The 20074-nt window shown below is 51.6% G+C and carries 7 protein-coding genes; 1 reads left to right on the top strand and 6 read right to left on the bottom strand.

Annotation, left to right across the window (positions count from 1 at the left end):
* The 6 genes from R2X38_RS03470 to R2X38_RS03445 are packed head-to-tail and all read right to left on the bottom strand — an operon-like array spanning position 1 to position 8398.
* A complete protein-coding gene (locus R2X38_RS03470) occupies positions 1–2214 on the bottom strand; it encodes a type I secretion system permease/ATPase (RefSeq protein ID WP_317520700.1) in 2214 nt (737 codons plus the stop codon).
* A complete protein-coding gene (locus tag R2X38_RS03465) occupies positions 2195–4231 on the bottom strand; it encodes an EAL domain-containing protein (protein ID WP_317520699.1) in 2037 nt (678 codons plus the stop codon). The genes R2X38_RS03470 and R2X38_RS03465 overlap by 20 nt, the downstream gene beginning before the upstream one ends.
* A 15-nt stretch (positions 4232–4246) precedes the next feature.
* Positions 4247–4945 (bottom strand): transglutaminase-like cysteine peptidase, encoded by a 699-nt coding sequence (locus R2X38_RS03460; protein WP_317520698.1) that lies wholly within the window; start codon positions 4943–4945, stop codon positions 4247–4249.
* A 27-nt stretch (positions 4946–4972) separates the two neighbouring features.
* Positions 4973–5623, bottom strand: a complete 651-nt coding sequence (locus R2X38_RS03455; RefSeq protein WP_317520697.1) for an OmpA family protein — start codon at positions 5621–5623, stop codon at positions 4973–4975.
* Positions 5624–5631: 8 nt separating this feature from the next.
* Positions 5632–6948, bottom strand: coding sequence for a TolC family outer membrane protein (locus tag R2X38_RS03450; RefSeq protein WP_411184599.1), 1317 nt, complete (start codon positions 6946–6948; stop codon positions 5632–5634).
* Positions 6949–6997: 49 nt separating this feature from the next.
* Positions 6998–8398 carry an HlyD family type I secretion periplasmic adaptor subunit gene (locus R2X38_RS03445; protein WP_317520695.1) on the bottom strand — a complete coding sequence of 467 codons (1401 nt, stop codon included), beginning with the start codon at positions 8396–8398 and terminating at the stop codon, positions 6998–7000.
* Between the two features lie 278 nt (positions 8399–8676).
* On the opposite strand from R2X38_RS03445, the gene R2X38_RS03440 reads away from it, so the two are divergent.
* Entirely contained in the window at positions 8677–20061 is an 11385-nt protein-coding gene (locus R2X38_RS03440; protein WP_317520694.1) for a retention module-containing protein, read from the top strand.
* Positions 20062–20074 lie beyond the last annotated feature (13 nt).

Raw genomic sequence — 20074 nt, 5'->3', positions numbered from 1 at the left:
TTAGCCGCTCCCGTTTCTAAGTTTTTGCAAGACAGTGTCTTTTTCCCCATCAGCCACGACATGGCCCTTATCTAGCACGATCAAGCGGTCTACACACTCGAGCATGCTGGTTTTGTGGGTAAAGAGGATCAGCGTGTGCTGCTTATCGAATGATTTAAGCGTGCGCTTGATGTGCCGCTCCAACTGGCTATCCATTTGGCTGGTGGGTTCATCAAACACCAGTACCTTAGGCTGGTTGAGCATAGCCCGGGCGATGGTGACAGCTTGCCTCTGCCCGCCTGAAAGGTATTGGCCTCCCTCGCCGACCTGGCGGTTTAAGCCAGATGGTTCGTGTTGGGTAAACAGGTTGACGCCTGCGTGTCGGCAGGCTTTATCGATATCCTCATCACTGGCTTGTGGCGAACCGAGGGTAATGTTGTCACGTATTGAACCAAAAAATAGCGCGTTGTCCTGAGGGACGCAGCCTACCTGCTGGCGCAGCGAATGGGGGTGAAATTGGTTGATGTCGGTGTTGTCAAAGCGGATTGCCCCTGAACTTGGCTGGTACAGTCCCATTAATAACCGCTGCAGGGTGGTTTTACCCGAGCCAATTTTTCCAATGACTGCGACTTTCTCGCCGGGCTTGATCGTCAAAGAAACAGATTGCAAAGCAGGTGTTTCGGCATGCGGGTAGGTGAAGGTTAGGTTGTCGCATTGAATATCGCCACTCAGCGGTTTGGCGTGCTCGGTCGTTTGCTGCGGCCGGGTTTCATCGGGCATCGCCATGATATCGCTTAAGATAGCAATGGCAGACTTAGCCTGGTGGTAACGGGTCGATAGCTGTGACAGCTGGACCATGGGCCCGATAGCCCGGCTAGTGAGCATAGATACGGCGATCAAGCCCCCGACGCTCAACGCGCCTGCGGCAATAAGGTAAACCCCATAGATAATCACCCCCACAGAGACACATTGCTGGGTGAGGCTTGCCAGATTATGGACCGAGTCAGTCAGCCTGCGCGACTTGACGCCCCAGTTAGCCATGTGGGCAACGGCTTGTTCCCAGCGATACTGGTATTGGGGCTGGCTATTGAATAGTTTGACCGTTTCCAGCCCGGCCACACTCTCGACCAAGTTTGCATGCTTTTGCGCCGCGAGTTGCGAGCCTTCTTCAATGGCTTTTTGCAAAGGTCGTTGTATCAGCATGCTGTAAATCGCAAGGATAATAATGGCGGCAATGGGAATGACAACTACCGGTGCTGCAATGGTGTAGATCACTAGTAAAAAGAGCAGGGCAAAGGGTAAATCTATCAACGCGGTGATGGTGGCGGAGGTAAAGAATTCCCTGACCGACTCGAACTCTTGCAAGTGGCGGGTAAAGGCGCCGACGGAAGGGGGGCGGGCAGCGAGTTTCAAGCCCATTACTTTGCGGTAGATTGCCGCTGATAGCAGGATATCCGATTTTTTACTGGCTATATCGATGAAGTAGCTGCGCAGGTATTTGAGCAGGAAGTCAAAGCCAAATATGACCACGATGCCGCTGGTCAGTACCCAAAGGGTATCGAATGCTTGGTTGGGCACCACCTTGTCGTAGATCAGCCGGGTGAATAGCGGAATGGCCAAGGCAAAAACATTGAGCAAAGCCGAGGCGATAAGAACATCGCGGTACAGGGGCTTGGATTGCCATAGTGTTTGCCAGAACCAGGCTTGGCTGGAGTGAGATGTGGTTTGGGGAGACGTAGCACTGTTCGTTGGTTTTACTTGGGCTGTGTTCGCGTTATCACAGTCAGCGGCCGTTTCAGCCCGGGCATCGAACTGAAACGGCATTTTCAGTAAAAATACGCGGTTGAGAAATTGCTGCTCCAGCTCATCAAAACTCATCCAGCTTTTTTCTGGGGCATCGCTTTTTTCTGAGGCATTGCTTTCTCTTGGATCATAGCTTTGCTGGCAGGGATGGGCGACTTCTGCCCGTTGCTTTTCCTGATCGATATCAAGCAGTACACAGGCCCGGTTGCTATCAAGCAAGGCAATTACTGGCAGCAATAATGGGGAAAGCTGGGGCAGGCTGAGTCTTGCTTCCTCGGCTTGGAAACCGGCATTGTGAGCCGCCCGAGGTAGCAAATGTGGGGAGAGCAGGCCATCTTGCAAAGGGAGGCCCTCCAGCAGGCAGTTCACTGATCGGGGCTGGCCGTAATGGTGACAAAGGTAATGCAAGGCGTTAAGAAGTGGGTCTGCCATGGTTTGCCTCCTTCTGAACGGTGATGTAGTGGCCTTGGAAGCCAACAATGCCTAACTCCTTCAATGCTTGGTATTGAGGCTGGTGTTCTACCCGCGTGGCAATCGTTTTGATATTGCGATGATGGGCTGTCTGGATAAGGGCACGTAGCGCATCTTGCTGGGCATCATCCGTTGGATGGCGGGTGAAATCGGTATCGATTTTTACATACAGGGGACTGAATTGGCGTAAATAGCCAACAGAATCAAAGTGGTGGCCGAAATGATCGATACCATAGGTAAAGTGGTGTTTGTCGAGCACGAGACAGAACAAACGGGTTTGAGCTCCGTCTTCAAGAAACGCGATTTCTGGCAGTTCGAATATCAGCTGCTGGCTGATAACGGGGTGCTCGGCAAGGAAGCTGTCTAACCATTGGATAAATCCCGTATCGGCGATGGATGTCGGGGCGATGTTAATGGCCAGAAAAGTCTGGTGCAGTGACAGGTAATGGACAGCTTTCTGGATCATATGGCGATCCAGCGCCTCAGTCTGTTTAAGAGCATTGAGGGCTGGAATAAACAGGTGGGCAGAATAGCACTGCTCGTGGTGTTTGAGCACAGCAAAGACTTCTTGGTGAAGTGGGTGATGCTGGCTGTCTCTTGCAGTTTGGAACGACAGGGTAATATTGTCGTTTTTAATCGCGGTTTGACACAGTTCGAACCACTGCTGCTTGCCCCACAACAAGTGTTCGGGCTGGTGCATCTCTTGCAGTGAACTGTGGTGTGTAATGTGTTGCCCCGCTTCGGCTGGCAAAGCCTGCGCTTGCTGTAAGCCATTCTGGTGGTGAACGGCGGCGAATCGCTGAGGGCTGTGCTGGGCTTTGGATAGGACATTGTCACATTGCGCCAGTAATTCAGAGAGGCTCAATGAACTTTGGGTATGTTTGATGATGATACTGCCCAAAATAGGCTGGAGGCTCTCAGGCGAGTTACTGGCCTGAATATGGCCGAGCTGATCCATGAGGTTCAATATGGCGCTGCGATCTTGTTCTGGGTTATTCACACTGCTGTGCTCAGGTTGAATAATGACAAATTCACTATGGCTCAGCCGGCCGAGCTTTTGCTGGGCAGCAGCTGTACTACTGAGGTGCTGGCCGACTTTTTCTGCCAGCAGGGCGGCTTTCTTGAAGTGTTTTTTCCTTCTTAAATGGCTGATGGCTTCTAACTTGATGATCACCAAAGCGCCAGACGAATCTTGCTCCAGCCAATCTTCCATGTGGAGAAGTAGCCGCTTGCGGTTATTGAGGCCAGACTCTGGGTCCTGGTAGGCGCGCTTGCGCAGCAGATCGGCCTCTTGAGCTTGTTGGTTAAAATGCTGTTCGATTTTGGCTGACATCTGGTTGAAGGCGTGGGTGAGCGGGATAAACTCTTTAGCTGGTGGTGTTGGCAGTGGCTGACCAAAGTGTTTTTCGGCAATATCGTTGGCTTTTTGTTGGAACTGGTTGAGTGGCTTTTTGACAAAATGATCCAGCAGGAGTTTCAAGGCCAGTATGCCAATCACAAAGCCGATAATGAAGGTGGTTAACAGCTGCCAGCTACTTTGCCAAAGCTTGCTGTAAGCGAGTGTTGGATAACTGGTCACCGTTATCTTGCCATACTGGAGCCAGCCACTGGTCAAAGTGTTTTGCCGGGTAACCGTGGGGATCGAGACCCATTGTTGAAACCAATGCGGGACATCGCTGGGCTGGGAGGGATAAGCACGCTCAATAACGGTATTGTCCTCTAGTAATTCCAGCGTGACTGTCTGGTACAGGCTGCCATCGAACATGGCATTGATCACCGATTCGATGGCGACAATATCGTCTTGCTCCAAGTAAGGGGAGATCGCCAGGCCAACGGCATGGATAGCGTTATTTATTTCGATGGTTTGCTGTTCAACCAAATAACTTCGGGTCGTTGTGAATTGGCTGAAGGCAATGCCTGCCAGCAACAACAAGAACAGCAGGCTCAACCCCAAAAACAACTGGCGATAGAGTGACATATTCTGCTTTGCCTCCTATTCCCTGTCCAGCCACAGGATGGGCTTGGCAAACTGTTGATGCAAGACTCTTTGTTGCAGGGATTGCCAATGTTTGATCCGGCTGGCATCACCGACGAGCTGGCCTTGTCCGCGCTGTTTCATGAGCCATAGCTTGCTACCGTTGAAGCTGTAGATAGGTTGTAAATCAGGACGTTGGCTTGCCTGCAGGATCTCTGGAGTCAGGTTGTCCAGCAGCAAAGGCACCGAGCTAGGCGTTGGGTAGTAGGCCAATACCATATGGAACTGATTTAGGGTGAGAGCTTTGACATAGATGAGCCGCAGTTTTTCATCCTCTACGCCCAGCTCCCTGAGTGAAAGGTATTTGGCGATGCTGAATTCCTCGCAGTCTCCCGCCCCGGCTCCCAAGAATTCCAGCGGGGTGGCCCAGTAATCGTTTTTGCCCCAAATGTCGATATCATCGAGAAACTTGAGCTGGTTAAAGAAATCATTGACTTGTTTGAGCTGGTCAAGCTCATCCTGCAGCTTTGTTTCCTTGAGTAGTTTCCGCCAGGCTGTTACCCGCATGGCGGCCTTTTTGCTGTAGGCCTGTTCGATACGCTTGGCAATTTGTATTTCCTCGGCGCTCAGCTGGACTGCTTCCTCAGAAGGCTTCTTGGCTGCAACATGGGCCGGCTGTAACCAGCTACCGCTGAGTAGCAGCGAGATCAATAGCATTCTAACCTCCGTCCTCTTCATTGGCGTTTAGTCGGCGCGCAGCGAGAAAATAGTCCACTCTTCCAGCACATTCCCCCGCTCTCCCCGTACCCGGGCGGTAACACGCCGGCTGAGGGTGTTGGATTGCTCCCGAGTGCTGGCAGCCACCGGCTCGCTGTCACCAAAGCCGAGCGTTTTTATCCGGTTGGGGCTAACTCCGTAATCAATCAGTTGCTGGCGAACAACGGTTGCCCGGCGCTTTGACAACCCAAGGTTATATTCGGATGCGCCCACAGGGCTGGCATAGCCTTTCAACTCGATCCGGGCTTCTGGGTAGGAGGCGAGGAAATCCGCCATTCGCTTGATTTGCGGTAGGAAATTATCAGGAATGACTGTTGAGTCATTGGCAAATAAGATGTGGAGGTCATTGGACTCGGAGCGTTCGACAAATGTCGGGCAGCCATCGTTGTCAACGATGGCGGAATGTGGCGTTCCTGGGCACTTGTCCCGTGCGTTGATCACCCCGTCGCCATCGTCATCCATCAGATCCCGTGATTGCTCGGCAACGGGCGGCGCTTCGGCTTCGGTCGAGCATCCTGCTAGCACGGTTACCACGAACACGGTTACTACAAACACAACAACCGCGAACACAGAGGGAAGTGGACCCAGCAACCATTGATAAATACTAAGTCTTTTCATGGCTCCCCCTAGCGAACCGATTGCGACCATTGGTTCTGGACATCAATCCGCATTTCCTCCAGCAGCTGCCCGGTGGCATTAAGAACACGGTACTTGGCAAGAATGCCGGCATAGTGGGCGTCGAGATAAGCTTTCCTTGCCTCAAACAGTTCGTTTTCCGTGTTGAGTACATCGAGCAATGTGCGCTTGCCGATTTTAAATTGCTTTTCGTAGGCGATAACGGTGCGGGCGGAGGCATCGACATGCTTTTGCAGGTATTGGGTTTGGCTGAGCGCCAGCTCCATGCCGCTCCATGCCAAGCGGGTGCTTTCTTCCAGCAAACGTAATGCACGGTCTCTTACATCTTTAGATTGACTGTACTGATATGCAGCGCGGCGGCTTTCGGCAAGGTCGGAACCACCGTTGTACAGGTTGTACTCCATTTTCAGCATCGCCTTGAATTCATCGGTATGTCCGGGGGTACCCTCTAAGTCTTCGCCCCACTCTTGGGAGGCTTCGATGGAAAACGTTGGGTAGAAGTTGCCTTTGGCTTGTTTGTATTGGTAGTTGGCGGCATCGATATCGTTCTTGGCGACAAACAGTACCGGGTTATTGTCTGTTGCTTGGCTCAACGCGTTATCAAGCGAGGTGGGGATGTAGTTCTGGTCAACTTCAGGCTTCTCGAGGTTGACGGGATTGTTGCCAACTTCACGGTAAAATTCAGTAATTTTATCCTGAAGGTTGTTTTCGGCGGCAATCAGGTTGGAGCGCGAGCGGGCGAGCCGTCCCTCTATTTGGGCTAAATCAGCGGTTGAGCCGATACCGGAATCTGTGCGTTTCTTGATGTCGGTAAATATCCTCTGGTGCACGGCATAATTGGTTTGCGACAGGGCTAATACTTCCTGGGCTTCAAGGGTATCAAGGTATATTTCTGTCACCCGCAGGGCTTTGTCTTGTGCATCCGCTAATAGCTGGTAGCGCTGTGCTTCGGCTTCGGCCTTGTTGCGCTGGATATCATGGTAGGTGATGGAACCATCCCAGATCAGCTGGCGTATGCTGATTGTAGCGCCGAGAGGTTCATAATCCCCTGTGCTGTTAGTGGTGTTGTCGTAGTCTTCATATCCGGCACTGGCCTCGAGATCGACAGAGGGCAGGTAATCACCAACCGAGGAGCGGGTGGACTGGTTACGGCTCATGAACTCATTGTACGCCCTTTTTATTTCAGGGTTGGTCGCGAGAGTTTCAGCCACCGCTTGTTCCAGCGATTGCCCCACCGTTAACGGAATGTTTAACAATGATGCAATCAATCCGAGCTTGATCGACACAAATCGTGTTGTTATTCGCATCTTTTTCATTGAGCATTAGCCCCTAAATCATTGTTAAGAAACTTATAAATCACTCCCTGAGTGCCGTATGCTGGGCTTTTAACACTGGGTTGAGCAAGTACTGCAAGACAGTTTTTTCGCCGGTGATGATATCGGCTACCGCGTTCATGCCCGGAATAATTGGCAGCTGATTGCCCGCTGAGTCTGTAAAAGCGGTTTCATCAGTCCGGATCCTGATCTGGTAATAGCTGTGACCTTCTTCATTGAGCAAGGTATCGGCGCTGATGTGCTCCAGCGTTCCCTTAAGCCCCCCGTATTGGGTGAAATCATAGGCGGTGAATTTGACCATTGCGGTTAACCCGGGCCTCAGGAAGCCAATGTCCTTAGGTGAGATCTGCGCCTCGACCAACAAGCTGTCTTCTGTGGGGATCACCTCGATAAGATCCATCCCGGGCTGGATAACACCGCCGAGGGTATTGATATGGATTTTTTGCACCGTGCCATTGACGGGGGAGGTGACAAGGGTGCGAACTACCTTATCCTGTAAGCCAAGGTGTGATTGGCTCAAGGCATCGAGCTTGTCGGAAGTTTGGTTCAGCTCTGATTGGGTATCAGAGCGGAAGTTGAGGGCAATATCGAGCCGCTTGAAAATGGCCTCATTCAAGGCGGCTTTCATCGCCGGGATCTGCAGCTCGGTCGAGGTCATATCCCGGCGGGTTTCATTCACCTGCCGTTGCAGTTTCAGTAGCTCAACTTTTGGCACGACCCCTTCATCGGCCAGTGGTTTGGTGATGCGGTATTCTTCACTGGCAAGGAAATAGCTCTGTTTCTGGTTTTGCAATCGGGCTCTTGCTTCCTCCAACTCCCGCAGCTTCTGCTGGATTTGCTGGGCCATCAATGTGAGCTGGTTATCGAGGCTGGCGAGTTGGTCACGGTATTCGTTCTGCTGCCTTTTTACCAAATCGGCATTTTGTTGGTGGAAGTGATCAGGAAACGTCAGGCTCGCCGGGGAGATAGTGACAGATTGGCGCCATAGCTTGCTGGGTGACTTGTCAGGAGGTGATGTTTTGATACTGCTAAGCAGAGCGGTGAGGCGGATACTGTCGGCTTTGATTCCAAGCAAGTCTTGGTTCTTTTCTTCGTAGTCGGCCTTGAAGCGGGTGTCATCCAGTTGGATGAGAGGCTGCCCGACAGTAACCTGTTCACCTTCACGTACCAAGATGGCCTTGATAATCCCGCCTTCAAGGTTTTGAATGATCTGACGCTGCGAGGAGGGGATCACCTTCCCTTCGCCACGGGTGACTTGCTCGATGGGGGCAAAAGCGGCCCAGATGATCGCAGCGATAAAAAACAGCCCGACACACCAAAGCAGCAGGCGTGACTTGCCCGATGCCTCAAGTAGTAAGGCATAGTGAGTATCCCGAACATAATCGAGATGCTGTGGTTTGATATCACTATTTTTCTTTGTCATGCCTTCGTACTTAACCTCGTACTGAAAGACACGTTAGCCAACCCATATCCATATAGTGGTAACGGAAACAATTATTTACCTGCTCTTTGTTTGTTATTTATGGCTTTTGTAAGAGCAGACACTTGCTCAAGATAATAGAGCACGTCGAGGAGCCATGGCGTAGCGAGTTTGGGAATTCTAAAAGCTGAGATCCGTTTAGGGTTTGTGAAAGCTGACTCGGATCCGAGACTAGACTTGTAGGGAATAAAATTCTCCCTCACCAGTCAAGAGTAGTTTGTATGGCTGAATCATCGTCAATAGGCTCGTCTTCGAAACCGATACAACCCAGTGAGGAAAATGCTGAAGTAGGCTCAGAAGGTGCCCGTATTGCTTCCGGTCAACTGCTATTGGCAGGCAACAGCGCACAATACGTGGTCATGCAAAATGGCGCGCCAGTGTTTGTCGATTGGCCTTGCCCAACTTGTGTGCTGGTGGCGCCTGCAGGCGGCTCAGACAGTAGTCTGGAGGTTTTCCCGCCAGGCTACACAGTCCAGCCGCTGGGGCAGTTTATTGATGAGGCTTCTTTTGCCCAGCTTGGTTTGAGCGAGCAAGAGTTAGCGGACATACAGCAGCAAATCTTAGCCGGCGCGGATCCCACTGATATTCTTGCACCTCCTGCGGCGGGTAGCTCCGGCGCTGGAAGCAGTGGTGGGGTAGGGAGTTCTGGTGAGGCGGCAAACGGTGGCTTTGTCGTTATTAACTACAATGGCGATTCAACCTTGGCTGAAGCGGGATTTGATACCCGCTTCGAGCGAGGGGAGGAGACTGCCGAAGATGAAACTCCGCCTTTGTTTGCGGCTTCCGGCGGCCAATCAGGCTCCATGCTGCTTACAGAAGCTGACTTTGTGCCCAATACCTACCCTTCCGAGTCTTCCACCCAAGTGATAGTAAGTGCTGGCTCGCTGCCGCTTGATCCTGATTCGTTTACCTTCGATCCCGCACAACTGGCTGACTTGCTGGCAGAGCTCAATAGTGAAGTGACTGCCAGCGGGCAGCCAGTCGTTTTCAGTTTCGATGCTGGTAGTAATGTGATTATTGGTACCAGCAATGGCAATACGGTCGTGACATTTCAAATATCGGCCGAATTGAGTGGCAGGGATGTCACGGTCACTGTCTCAACATTGCTTGAGCGGCCAGTAGATCATATTGCAGACGGAGGTGGCGGCAGGGTTACTAATATCGATGATGCTCTAACAGTACTATTGCCATTGCAGGGGGCTGATTTAGCAGGAAACCCGTTAGATATACCCTTGCAGGTGAGCTCTGTCATTGTTGACGGGGAAAACCCACAATTTGGCTCTGATGCAGGTACTGTCATCGACGAGGCTGATTCACTGGGCGTTGATATAGAAGGGGAAGTCCCCTTGGATGTGGGCAGTGACGAGATCAACACCTTGGTGTTTGATGCTGATCAGCCTGACTTGGAAGGCATTACTAGTAATGGCTTTGAGACATCGGTATCGGTCAACGGCAATCAGCTTGAATTGGTGGATAGCCGAGGAGAGTTAGTGCTTACTATTGCTATCGATACTGATGGTTCTTATGTCGTTAACCAGATGCAGCCATTTGACGAGCTCAATCGTGCTGAGTTGGTGTTGCAACTCGCTGTAACCGCGACTGATTTTGACGGCGACAGCACTGACGGCACTGTTGTGTTGATCAGTATTGATGGCAATAGCCCTCCTGGCGGAGAAACCGGCGATATCATTTTTGCCGAGCCCGATCTGCAACCCAATAATTACCCGGGCAGTGGTCAAGATACTATTGAACTCACACCGGGTGTCGACCGTCTGGATCCCGACACTGTCACTATCGATGAACAAGAGCTCCTGAATCTTATCCGTGAATTAGAGCAAGAGCTGAGTTCAGGCGGTGATCCCCTTACTTTCACCTATGACGATGCAACGGATGTGCTATCGGGCGCAAAACCGAATGGTGAGGTGGCTGTCACCTTGACACTGACATCTGTTCAAAGCGCCGATGGGCTTGGGATCACCATTTCCGCCGATTTGGTTCAATTGCTGCCGCTCGATCACCTTTCTAGCGGAAACAGCAGTGGCTTGGTTTCTGTCAACGGGGAACAAATCGTCGTGACCGTGCCTATCCAGGCCAACGATACTGATGGTGATTTTCTCGACACGCCAGCGGTACTCACGACCACCATCATTGATGGTGATATTCCTGTCTTTGGTATCGATTCAGCTGCTGAGATCACCGATCCTGACAACACTCCTCCGAGTCAAGTCAGTACGGCCACCGGTGCCATCGAACTGGATGTGGGCAGTGATGCAATTGCCAGCGTGGTGTTTGTTGATAGCACCGATTTAGCGGATTTGATTGCAGGCTTTACCAGCAATGGCGAGCCAGTTAGCTACCAAATTGATAAGAACCAACTGCAGATATTCAATAGCCAAAATGAAGCCATTCTTACTGTTACCATTGCCAACGATGGTACCTATACTCTTGAACAAAGTGATTCGCTAGACCAGCCGATTGATACTAATCAGTTGGTCCTGACTGTCGATGTAAGAGCAACAGATGACGACGGCGATACCGACGACAGCCAGATTGTCCTGACACTCAATGATGGCTCCGATCCTGCTGGTGGCGAAAGTGTTGCTGTGGCAATGATTGAGCCAGATCTTGAACCCAGCAATTACCCTGGGTCTGTTGAGGCAACGTTGAAAATCGTTGCGGGTGCAGACAGATTGGATCCGAGTTCGATATCCCTAGACCAGAGCCAGATCAATAATGTGATTGCTGATCTGCAAGCGGTGCTGAGCTCAGCAGGCGAAGCGTTGGCGGTGACCTATGATGAGGCCAGCGGACTGCTCGAAGCCCGCCTGCCTGATGGCAGCTTGGTGCTAACGGTTGCGATTAGCAGCGTACAGGCAGCCAATGGCGATGATCTAACAGTATCGGTCATTACTACCCAACTTCAGTCCCTTGATCACCTTGATACGACTCTAGATTCTCCCTATATCACCAGTAGCGGTGAAGAAATCGTCCTTACTTTGCCATTAATGGCAACGGATACTGACGGTGACGATCTCTCCCAGCCCGCCAGCGTTTCGGTGACGATCACCGATGGTGAGTTTCCGGCTTTGGGAGATGGTGCCGGAGTGATCCTCGATGAAACCAGTGACGCTAACCAGGTGGTTAAAGGGGCGATCAGTATTGATATAGGCAGTGATGATATTGCCTCTTTGCTATTTGCTGACACACAGGCCGCACTGAGTTTCACCAGCGATGGCAATCCAGTCAGTGTAGTGGTTGGCGGCACGCCCGCAGGCAGTGAAATTACCTTGGTGGATTCTCTGGGTAATACCATCTTGCTGGTGACTATTAACAGTGATGGAGAGTTTGAGGCAACGCTTAGCGGCACACTTGATCATACCGACAGTGATAGCTTGGTGGTGCCGCTGGAGGTGGTGATCACCGATAACGATGGCGATCAGGCGCCGGGGCAAATTGCTATTACTATTGATGACGGTGATGACCCTGCGGGTGGCGGCACCATTGAGGTTGAGTTTATCGAGCCCGACCTTTCTCCACCCAATCAAGCCCCGAGCGAATACCCGCTCACCGAGCAGCAGCTTGAAGTGATTGTTTCTGGCTCTGATCGCTTGGTGCCGGAATCTGTCCAGGTTGATCCAGACCAACTGGCAGCGATTATCGCAGAGCTAAATAGCGAGCTGACCTCTGGCGGTGGCGGGGCACTGATGTTCAGCTACGATGTTGCAACGAATACCTTAACTGGCATCTTGAGTGACGGCACACCGGTGCTCACTATCGTGTTTACCCCGGTGCAGTCCGCCAATGGTCAGGATGTCGATCTGACTATGACGGTGACCCAATTGGCTCCGTTGGATCACAATGCAAATGGCAACAGCGAGGGGTTTGTATCGGTCAGCGGAGAGCTGATAGCGGTTAACCTTCCCTTGCAAGCCACAGATGTTGACGGTGATAACCTAACGACATTGGTCAGCGCGGTGGTTTCCATTACTGATGGTCCAAAACCGGAATTGGCCGAAGGCAGCAGTATTACGGTCAATGAAACCGCTGATATTAACACACCGACACCGGGGCAAATTGGCGTTGATGTGGGCAGTGATGCGGTGGCATCGATTATCTTTACTGATGATCAGCCTGCTTTTGAGGGGCTATTGAGCGACGGCCTACCGGTGCAGTTCGAAGTGGTCGGTGGCAATACCATCAATGCCTTCATTGATGTTAACGGCACCCCGCAGGCTGTGTTTACGGTACTTATGACACCGACAGGTGACTACACCCTTACCCTCAACAACAACCTCGACCACCTTGTTGATGACACCTTATCACTTCCGCTAAATGTGCTTGTTACCGATGATGACGGTGATACCAACACTGGTATTGTCACTATCAATATTGAAGATGGTGATGATCCTGCCTTTGGCAATGACTCAGGTCTAGCTCTCAATGAAGGTGACGACGGCCTCTCATCGGGAACGGGTAATATCGAAGTTATTCAAGGCAGCGATGATGTAATTTCTGTCCTTTTCTCTGCCGCTCAACCTTCGTTAGAAACACTGACGAGCAACGGGTTTGCGCTGGTATTTACCGTAACAGGCAATCAAATTATGGTTGTAAGGGCTGATGACCCAAATATTGTGGTGTTGGAAATCTCGATTGATATTAATGGGGGTTACAGTGTCACTCAGTTGCAGCCCTTGGATCAAATTGATGCTTCAGATCTCGCTACACTGGATTTAGCGGTAGAGGTAACAGATCGAGACAACGACACAGCATTGGGTTCTATCACGGTAACGATAGAAGACGGAACGGATCCTGCCGGTGGAAATACGGCACAAATTGCTTTCACCGAGGTCGATCTGACGCCCGATGACAGCGATCCTGGCGGTGAACAAGGTTACCCCGTTTCTGGAGATGCGGCGATCACGATCGCCGCTGGAGTCGATAGGTTAGATCCTGATACGGTTGATATTGATCCTGCTCAGCTAGCCACGCTATTGGCAGAGCTAGAGACGGAAATTACGGCAGGAGGACTCCCGGTTACTGCGACTTGGGAGCCGGGCACCGGAACCCTTACGTTAATTGCTGGTGGGGAGGCGGCCGGGGGAGAGACGGTACTGACTGCGGTGATCACCGCGGTGCAAAACGCCGATGGTGAACAGGTTGATATCACGACGACAGTCACCCAGCTGAAACCGCTGGATCACAATGGCACAGACAATACCGGCTTGGTTCGCCAGCAAGACGACACCATAGTGTTCGACTTGCCAATTCAGGTGCAAGATACCGATGGTGATTTCCTTATAACCCCTGCACTTATCACGACCACCATTACTGACGGAACCGATCCGGAAATTGACACCATTACCTCGGTAACTGTACTGGAAAGTGATATTGATGAAGGAGGCGATTTCCACCCGGGCTCAAACCCAGATGGAGATGGGCAGGTGGCGACAGGCACCATCACGATTGATTCTGGCTCGGATGAAATTGTGAATTACCAAGTTGATGTCGATGCATTTAATACTGCCAATACCGGTACGCTAACGGCAGGCGGGCAGCAAGTTACTTTGGTGTTCAACGCCACCAACAATACCTATGAAGGCCAAGTTAACGGTGTGGTTATCTTCATTTTGGCGTTTAGCGCAACGGGCACGGCCGCTGATGATAGCTATAGCTTTACCTTGTTGGGTGCACTGGATCATGCCCAGCCAGATAACGATACCGAGCTGACGATTGCGTTCTCGGCGACTGCAATCGACCAAGATGACGACGCTAGCGCTGCCGTCACCTTTGCGGTAACGATTGAAGATGACATCCCGCAAACTCAAGATGCGGCCTTCCAATCTATTGAAGAGGGGGAATCGACAGAAACCCTGGATGTACTCACGGTGCCAGAAGAAGGAGCTGATGATGCCGAAGTCACTGCGGTCATTATTGAAGGTGTGCGGCAAGAGCTGACAGGCACGCCGGATGCACAGGGCTTCTTCAGTTTTGATATTAACCAAGACGGCCAAATGCTCGGCCAGTTATTGATCACTGCCGAAGGGCAAGTGCTGTTCAATTCGCTATCCGGTCTCGACCATGGTGCGGAGCCAATTGTTGCCAATGTGGATTTTGAAGTCACTGATGGTGATAACGATATCAGCCAAAGCACATTGACGATCACCATTACCGATGAAGAGCCGACCTTAGTAGTGCAGCCTTCAGAAGGTGTCGAAGATCAGGGGCGTAATCCTGGTGAATCTTTGGGTGATCCCACTACAGGGATCCCGATCAATATGTCGATTGACATCGGCGATGCGGATCGCGGTGAGCAGATCGGCGATGTGTTTATTATTCTTCCCGCCGATCCCCACGGCCAATTCTTTCTTAACGGCGTCGAGATTGTGCCAGCCGGAGGGCAAGTTCTGATCGATCCTGCTGCATTTGTCGATCCTGATGGCGATGGCGTGTTTGAGCTGCAAGGCGTCACTTTTGTGCCTGAGCCTGATTATTCCACTCTGTTTGAGCCAAACAATTTGCTGGACTTCACTGTGACTGCCGAAGTGGTGACCACCGATGGGGTTAACCAGCCGCTGCAAGATGGCACCTTGTCTATCAGTGTGCTGGGCATTGCCGATCAACCGGCATTTGCTGATACCGCGGTATTTTATTACGGCGACGGCGAGGAGGACGGCGATAACATCAGCCTCAGCGAGTCATTCCAGGCACTGCTGCAAGATACCGATGGCTCTGAAGAGTTGACGTATTTCATCACAATTACCGAAGGCCAAGCCCAGATCATTGGTGAGGGTATCACTGAAGTAGAGCCGGGGGTGTTTGAAGTGCCAGTCACGGCCGTCGACACCATAGAGATAGACCCTATCGATAACTTCAGCGGCGATATCCGCTTGAACCTCACCGCACAAAGCACCGAGCTTGGGCATTTTGTACCGGGCTCGGAAACCGCAGAAATTACTGAAGAAATCCTGATCAATGTTCTGCCTGTGGCCGATGATGCCCAACTGAAAGTGAGTCGGGTTGAATCCCTTGAGGATGAGCCCATTGCCCTGGCTCCGCTTATTGAACTGACTGAACTGGATGATCTCGATGATGATTTCGGGGTTGAAACCTTGTTTGTGCGTATTTCAGAGTTACCTGATGGCGCGCAGTTGTCACAAAATGGCACTGTACTGACGCCAGATGCCAGCGGCGTGTATGAAATTCTCTATGAGGAGTTGGATCAAGTCGTGCTGATCCCGGTGCCGGAAAGTAATGTCGATTTTCAAATCAAAGTGGAAGGGGTTGTTAAGGATGTGGTCGATATTACCCTTGAAGACGGCAAGGTCGAGACTGTCGAAGACGTATTGGTCACCCCCGAGCAGTTTATCGAAGTGACACTGACCGGCGTGGTTGATGAGCCTGAATTTGAGCTCGGTGGCAGTAACTGGACCGATATTGTCGGCAGTGAAGTTCCCGGCATCGAAACCACGATTGATGAAGATACCGATGCTGTTCTCGATTTCAGTTTGGTCTCGGGGGAAATAGCCAATGCGCCGCTGGATGAATCCGAAACCCTGACTTTTGTGGTGTCCAATATTCCTGAAGGTACCCGGATTTTTGATGCCGAGGGCAACGAACAAACCTTGGTCTTTGTGGGGTTTGATGACGATGGCCTCCCTCGCTACGAAGTGAAGCTAACCGGGGAAGATATTGGCGACCCTGACCAACCGGTTGCTATTAGTATTCGCCCGCCGGAAAACAGCACAGAAGATATTGTGCTCGATGCCAATATTGTGGTGACAGAAAACGATGGTGACCAAGGGGAATTTGAGTTCCAGTTGGTGATCCATATCGAACCCGTGGTCGATGCCGAGGACTACGCTAGGCAAAGCAATGGGCTGGAAGATGAGCCGATTAACCTCAACTGGCAACCTGTACTGACCGATAGCAAAGAGCAAATCACTGGCTTGGTGGTGAACAATATCCAAGCGGATTACAGCTTGCAGATTAATGATGGCGGCACGATTACCACATTAACGGTTGATGCAACAGGTTCAGTCACTTTGACCGAAGCGCAGTTAACCCAATTGCTGAACGGGGCGCAGTTGCAACTACTGGCACCGGAAGACTCCGACTTAAACCTGACAGGCGCATCGGCGATTACTACTGAGGTGACGGTGACTGAAGTTGATGTCGACTCGCCGGCAACCGATGTCCAAGTGGTCAATGGTACTTTGGATGTCATCATTCAGGCTGTCGTTGAGCCGGATGCCGAGATAGGTGTGATCCCGACAGGCACTACGGACTTTGTCGATACGATTGTGTCTATTGATGGCAGCTTGGATCTTGGTGGTGGCCCTGCCTCTGACGGCCAGATCGTATTTGAAGATCTCGATCCGAGCAGTGATGAGATCATCCTATCGATAGTGATCACCTTCCCCGATCCTGAAGCCGACTTCGTGGTGATTGGTGGTATTAACAACGGTGATGGAAGCTGGACAGTGCCGCAAGGCAGTTTGGAGGATATCCAGATCCTCGCCCCCGCCGACTTTACGGGTGAGGTGGTGGTCGCGATTGCTGCCGAGGTGCAAGATCAGAGTGACGATGTCAATCCTAGTGCCATTGAGATCGTCAACAGTACGCTGACGATTGATTTCCAAGGTAATGCGCTCAACGACCAACTGGCGGCTGATATTGTTGTTGATGACAGCATTATCGTCACTGGTGAGGAAGATACAGCGGTGAATTTGGGCACCTTCCTCAATCAGATTGTTAGCCTCAGTACAGTTGGCGAGAACCAGGGTGATGATGAGTTTTCCTTGGTTATCAGCGCGGCGAGCTTGCCTAATGGCGCGACGATTTCAGGTATGGACTTCAACTTTGTGACCGGTGAGTATGTGATCAAAGTGCCCGTGCAGGCGGATGGCAGTGTTGATCTGTCGGGCATCACATTGAACCTTCCCCAGGACTTTGCCGGTGACTTTCTGCTGGATGTGAAATACGTCAATACCGATACCGAAAGTGGTGACTTCAACGAAGTGACCGACACGATACCTGTCCGGATAGACCCGATTGTTGATGTTCCTGGACGCACAGGGGACAACGAGCGTGTGCCGGATATTGGTGTGTCTGTGGTGGAAACTCAGGGGCTCGATGCCGATAGGCAGCCTGTTGAAGACGGCGAGCCGGAGGTTATCTATCCCGACATAGCCTATGAGGATGGCACCATTATTTTGGATGTCACCGCCACGGTTGCTGATATCAGCACGACAACCTTGGAAGGCCTTGAGACCATCGAACAAGCCGTGATCAGCGTGGGTGGCTCCGGTGGCTTCTTGCTTAATGCGGCGGGTGAGCAGGTCACCAGCCTGACCATTACCGACAGCAGTGAGCTCAGTGCTATTGAGTATGTCCCGCCGCAAGATTTTAGTGGTGACGTATCGCTTGATGTCACGGTGACGATTGTCGATACGGCAGACTATGACGAAACCACAGGGGCATCGACCCAAACGGATACCGCAAGCTTTGACGGTAGCATTACGTTTGAAGTCATTGCCGTTAATGATGAAGTGAATTTTGTTGGCATCGATACACCGGTAGAGGGCGATGAGGATAGCGGGTCGATCAGTTTTGCCGGTATCAGCGGTAATGTCGTCGATATAGACGGCTCCGAGTCGATCTTATCGCTTAAAATCGTCAATGTACCTGAAGGCTTCATCATCAGTGGCGCTGACAATAATGGTGGCGGGGAATGGAGTGTGGCTGTCCCTCCCGGTAGCGACGCTTTTGATCTGAGTAGCCTTGGCCTCATCCCGCCAAAAGATTTCAGCGGCTCGGTCGAGCTAGGGATTGTGGTTTTCTCCAAGGAAGATAGCCTGGATCTGCCAGTCGAAAACACGGCAAACTTTACTGTCGTCGTGAACCCGATAGCTGATAGGGTGGATATTGATGTCACTCCAACCGCAGAAGGCACCGAAGACGACAATATCGACCTTGTCCTCAATATTGAAGCGTTTGATGACAGTGATAGCTACACCGGTACAGGCACAAATGTGTCGGAAAACCCACCTGAAACCTTGCAGATCCAAATCAGTAATGTACCCGATTCAAGCCAAATTGCCCTGCCGGATGGGGTAACGGGCACGGTAACGGATCAGGGTAGCGGAGTGTGGCTGGTCACGGTCGATAGCTCGGACTTAGACCGTTTGGTGTTTATCCCTGGTGATGCCAACAGTGACAATTGGAATGGCCAGCTAGACCTGGAAATCCGCGCGGTAGACCAAACCGATGTAGCAACGGATGATATTGCCCAGTTCGTGACGATTAACCTAGATATCGAAGCCATTAACGATGCCCCAGAGCTTCCGACTATTGGCGATCAGATCGTGGAAGAAGATTCACCTTTAGCGATCAATGGCTTGAGTGTAACTGATATCGACTTCGACGAGGCGGGTAGTAGTGGAGTGATGATAGTTACTGTCTCGGCAATTAATGGCAGCTTGACGGCAGTTGAAACGGCCGGTGTCACCATCACTGACAATGGCAGTGCCGCTGTCACCTTGGAAGGCAGCCTTGCCGATATCAATGCTGCCTTAGCGGCTGGGATCACCTACCTCGGTAACCCTGATTTCAAAGGCGACGACGTGATCACTGTGGTTGCCAACGATAACGGCAATGTGGGGGCGGGTGGACCGCAGCAGGCGACTTCTACGATTAATGTCACGGTTACCCCTAAACCTGAGCCACCGACGCTGGAGCTCACGGTTCCCCAATTGGCAGATACGCGAGCGGCGCTCGGTACCATAGTGCCATTGCTGGGGTTGGTAGTGATCCCCGCTGATGCCGATGAAGCCCTTTTTGTTGAAGTCCGCAACCTTGGCGCCGGAAGGTTGGTTGATAGCACTGGTACTGAAATCGGTACTGAAAATGGTGATGGTAGCTGGCGGGTGGCAAGCAGTGAGCTCGACAATATCTTCGTGGCAGACCTTCCCGAAGGGGCAAATAGCTTGACCCTAGTTGGTATCTCGCAGGAAATCGATGGCAGCGAGGCCGAATCGACCGAATTGCTGATTGGCGTTCGTATTGATGATCTCGCTAATACGGGTAATGAAGTCGGCGCGGGGGATAACGATGGCGAGAACCTAGTTGTCGGTAGCGGTGCCGATGAACGTTTGTTGGGGGGATTAGCAGATGACATCTTAGTGGGGGCGGGTGGCAGCGATGAGCTAATTGGCGGTGCTGGGAACGATGAACTGTGGGGCGGCGAGCTCAATGGCAACGGTGACGGTGCCTCTGATGTCTTTATCTGGCAGTCTGCGGATATATCCACTTCCGGTACGCCGTTTACCGATACAGTGAAAGATTTCGAAATCAATCTGGATCAGCTCGATATTGCAGAGATCTTGCCGGATAACGGCGAAGAGGATCTCGATCGCCTGCTCAATAACATCACGGCCGGTATCGATGCTGATGAGACAGTGAATATATCGGTTGCGGTAAGCGATACTACCCAGCAGAACATCGCTGTGGAAAACATTGATGTCGCGGCATTAGGGTTGGGAACAGGCTCGACCTCAAATGAAATCATCAATGAGCTGTTCAATAACGGGGTATTTATTGTGGATTGATTTGGAAGTAAAA

Source organism: Photobacterium rosenbergii (genome assembly GCF_033022775.1).
GTDB lineage: Bacteria > Pseudomonadota > Gammaproteobacteria > Enterobacterales > Vibrionaceae > Photobacterium > Photobacterium rosenbergii_A.
This window is presented reverse-complemented; position numbering and strand designations above follow the sequence as displayed.

What these genes read in the sequence shown, in the direction of transcription:
- R2X38_RS03470 (WP_317520700.1), bottom strand. Translation starts at nt 2,214, where the DNA reads ATGGCAGACCCACTTCTTAACGCCTTGCATTACCTTTGTCACCATTAC.
- R2X38_RS03465 (WP_317520699.1), bottom strand. Translation starts at nt 4,231, where the DNA reads ATGTCACTCTATCGCCAGTTGTTTTTGGGGTTGAGCCTGCTGTTCTTG.
- R2X38_RS03460 (WP_317520698.1), bottom strand. Translation starts at nt 4,945, where the DNA reads ATGCTATTGATCTCGCTGCTACTCAGCGGTAGCTGGTTACAGCCGGCC.
- R2X38_RS03455 (WP_317520697.1), bottom strand. Translation starts at nt 5,623, where the DNA reads ATGAAAAGACTTAGTATTTATCAATGGTTGCTGGGTCCACTTCCCTCT.
- R2X38_RS03450 (WP_411184599.1), bottom strand. Translation starts at nt 6,948, where the DNA reads ATGCGAATAACAACACGATTTGTGTCGATCAAGCTCGGATTGATTGCA.
- R2X38_RS03445 (WP_317520695.1), bottom strand. Translation starts at nt 8,398, where the DNA reads ATGACAAAGAAAAATAGTGATATCAAACCACAGCATCTCGATTATGTT.
- R2X38_RS03440 (WP_317520694.1), top strand. Translation starts at nt 8,677, where the DNA reads ATGGCTGAATCATCGTCAATAGGCTCGTCTTCGAAACCGATACAACCC.